4 protein-coding genes are annotated in these 3,237 nt (G+C 36.8%); 1 reads left to right on the top strand and 3 read right to left on the bottom strand.

All coding sequences use genetic code 11. The features are described 5' to 3' along the window. Nucleotides 1–305: hypothetical protein (locus tag AC4MRQ_RS25370; protein WP_491200532.1), on the bottom strand; the 305-nt coding region annotated here is incomplete at its 3' end. Nucleotides 306–369: 64 nt separating this feature from the next. Continuing rightward, on the bottom strand, nucleotides 370–924 hold the full coding sequence (locus AC4MRQ_RS25365; RefSeq protein WP_491200531.1) for an RNA polymerase sigma factor: 555 nt from the start codon (nucleotides 922–924) through the stop codon (nucleotides 370–372). Between the two features lie 460 nt (nucleotides 925–1,384). Here AC4MRQ_RS25365 and AC4MRQ_RS25360 point away from each other — a divergent pair, with 460 nt between their 5' ends. After that, nucleotides 1,385–2,530, top strand: a complete 1,146-nt coding sequence (locus AC4MRQ_RS25360; protein ID WP_491200530.1) for an iron-containing alcohol dehydrogenase — start codon at nucleotides 1,385–1,387, stop codon at nucleotides 2,528–2,530. 178 nt (nucleotides 2,531–2,708) lie between these two features. Here AC4MRQ_RS25360 and AC4MRQ_RS25355 read toward each other — a convergent pair. Next, a partial coding sequence (locus AC4MRQ_RS25355) for a TlpA family protein disulfide reductase (protein ID WP_491200529.1) occupies nucleotides 2,709–3,237 on the bottom strand: 529 nt, incomplete at its 5' end.

Below are 3,237 nucleotides of genomic sequence, written 5' to 3'. Positions count from 1 at the left end.
TGTCTGTATATGATCAACGTAACCAATAAAGGCAGGAGAATGGTAGCTGCATATTTAAGTAATTTAAACGGTTTAAACGGATTGTTGATCTGACGATTAATATTGCTCCATGCTTTTTCAGGATTATCATTATCGTACTCAAAACTTTTATCCAAAAGGGTTTGCTTATCTACAAGTCGTTCAAACAATTCTTGATTTTTTGGATCAACCAGCCATTGCTTTAAAAGCTGCTGCTCCGAATCAGTTAGTTCATTTCTTAAATAACGAACTATTATATGGGAAATATTAAAATCTTGATCTTTCATTTTGACAGCCTTTGTCACTAAGTAACAAAAGGTCCCAAAGCGGGTGATAGCAAAATGATTTTTTTTAGATTAAAAGTAAAATTAACACCCATGAAGCCCCTTTCAAATCTTCCCTCAAGTGTTCGTAAGCCCTCTTTTTAAGTGTTTTAACTGTGTTAATTGAGATGTTTAATTCATCAGCAATCTCCTGGTTCTTCAAGCCGTTCATAGCTAAAACCACAATTCTACGTGATTGTGGAGATAGTTTCTTTATAGCCTTATAAACTTCGGAATACACTTCTTCTTCGACTATTGTTTCTTTATAAGTCTTATCAGTTATAAATTCTTCCAGGTCATCTGTTGTAATTTTACGCTTAGCTTCACGGTTGACATAGTTGATACAATGATTTCGAACTGTGGAGAATAAATAACTTTTCAGCGCACTTGGGTATTTAAAGTCATTAAGGTTCTCCCAAAGCGAAACAAATGCTTTTTGAACACCATCTTCGCAAACATCCTCTTGGGTAACATAACGACGAGAGAAGCCCTTTAGGGCATAATAATATTTGTCAAATAGTTGTTTAAAAGCTACTTGATTTCCTTTTTTTATTTCTTCAAAAATTAGCCTATCGTCGTTCATGAGGAATCAAAAGTAAAAAACTCAGACTATAAATGGCAAATTCAATTATAAAAAACAAGTTAGTATAAAGTATAGATCTATAACTTCAAAAAGCCACTTTACATTGAAAGTAGCTTCAAACCAAAGTAAATACAACTCTTTTTCAACTAAAACTTTTTTAAAGAGTTGGTGCCCTAATATCCTTGCCCATTAAAACCTATTCTTTCTAAACAGGCTTACCTCAAGCTGGTATAGTTTTATACAAGTACATCGACTGATTTCCACTTCAGAAAGACAATGTTTTAAGTGGATTTTCACGATGATAAGATGTAATCTTATTTCACTTGGTATACCAAACTGTAATAAATATTCATCAATCTGTAATTTGATTAAGTCTTCTTATTGACATCCGGGTAATTTTGAGTTATCAATAATGATGAAATAATTAACCAAGAATGATAGAACATCAAAACAAATTAAAATGAGAGACTTTAGTTTATTTAATCCAACAAGGATTGAGTTTGGCAAAGACAAGGAAAATAACATTGGCCAATACGTTTCTGAATATGGCGTAAAGAAAGTGTTGCTGGTATATGGATCAAACCGTATCAAGCACAGCGGTCTATTTGACCGGGTAGCTGCTTCCCTGGCTGAAAAGAGAATTGAGTTTGTAGAGCTTGGGGGTGTAGTGAGTAATCCTGTTTTAAGTAAGGTTAACGAAGGTATTGAACTGGCTCGAAAGGAACAGGTAGATGGCGTTCTGGCTGTTGGTGGTGGATCTGTGCTAGACTCGGTTAAAGCCATTGCTGCAGGTGCCAAGTATGATGGCGATGTGTGGGACTTCTTTGTATTTAAAGCTATCCCTTCGGATGCACTGCCACTATTCTCCATCATAACCCTTGCTGCCACAGGTAGTGAAATGAATAACGGAGGTGTGGTAATGAATGAGGGTACTAAAGAGAAGTTTGCACTGGTTGGCCCTGCTTTATTCCCAAAAGTATCAATTATCAATCCGGAACTACAGGCTTCTGTTGGCCGGGATTACCTTGCCTACTCAGCAGCTGATATCTTTGCCCATTGTCTTGACCTGTACTTCACTGCATCGTATATGCCAGAATTTACAAATACACATATTGAGAATATTTTAAGGACTGTTATCAGAACTACTGAAGCGCTGTTGGATAATTCTGATGATTATAATGCACGTGGAGAGTTTGCATGGGCAGCAACACAGGCGTTAAACGGATCAACTCTTGCCGGTGTTGAAGGTAATTCTTACGACACCCATGTTGTTGAGCATGCTATGTCTGCTTTATTTAATATAGCGCATGGTGCAGGATTGTCTATTGTAATGCCTGCCTGGATGAAATGGCATAAGCACAAAAACCCTGCTCAATATGAACGATTTGCCAAAGAAGTATTTAATGTTGAGGGAGCCGATGAAGGCATCAAGCAACTGGAAGCCTGGTTTAGAAAGATTAACACACCTGTGACCTTGGCCGAAGGGCATATTCCAAGGGAAGCAATTTCTGATTTAGCAGAAAATGCACACGGTTTGGCAACCACCTGGGGTATGGGTGCTCTTTATACTAAAGAAAGCATTGTGGAAATTTTGGAGTTGGCGTAAGTTTAATTTAATAATTCAGGAGCAAGCCAATATGATTGGCTTGCTCTTTTATATTTTCGATATAAAAAACAAACCCGCCATACGTTTATGACGGGATTGGAATTCATTAAGTAAAACCAGGAAGATGTTATGCTTATTCGCATTTCCGCTAGTTTCAACCCATATATTTCTGGCATTATTACTTGCCAAATATATCCGCCAATTTAGCATCTAAATCTTCAGGCAGATGGGTTTTAAGCAATACTTTTCCTTGCTTATCTACTAAAATAATAGTTGGAAGACTATTAGCCTGATATCTCTTAATAACGCAATCATCGCCCTTTTGTGCTTTGTCATGAATAAGGTTAATCCAACTAATATCAAGTTCTTTACTCGCTTTTCGCCAATTATTCAGATTCTCGTCAGCAGAAATACTCATAACAACTAAGTCCTTATATTTTTCTTGTAACTCACGTAAATGTGGAATGGCTTTCTTACACGGTCCACACCATGATGCCCAAAAGTCCAATAAAACGTATTGTCCATGATACTCTGACAAGGTGTATGATTTACCATTAATGCTTTCCAGTGTAAAATCCGGTGCTGTTCCACCAGCTGATGTGTTTTTTAATGCATCTGCTGCATCTTTATAACCCTGCATCTGTGGATACTCAAACCATTTATCCGGTAAAGCACTTAATATTTCACTTTGAAGCTCAATACTTATC

The sequence above is a fragment of the Carboxylicivirga sp. genome, assembly GCF_982718395.1.
Note: the sequence above shows the minus strand (reverse complement) of the source record. Positions and strands in the feature narration are given on the sequence as shown.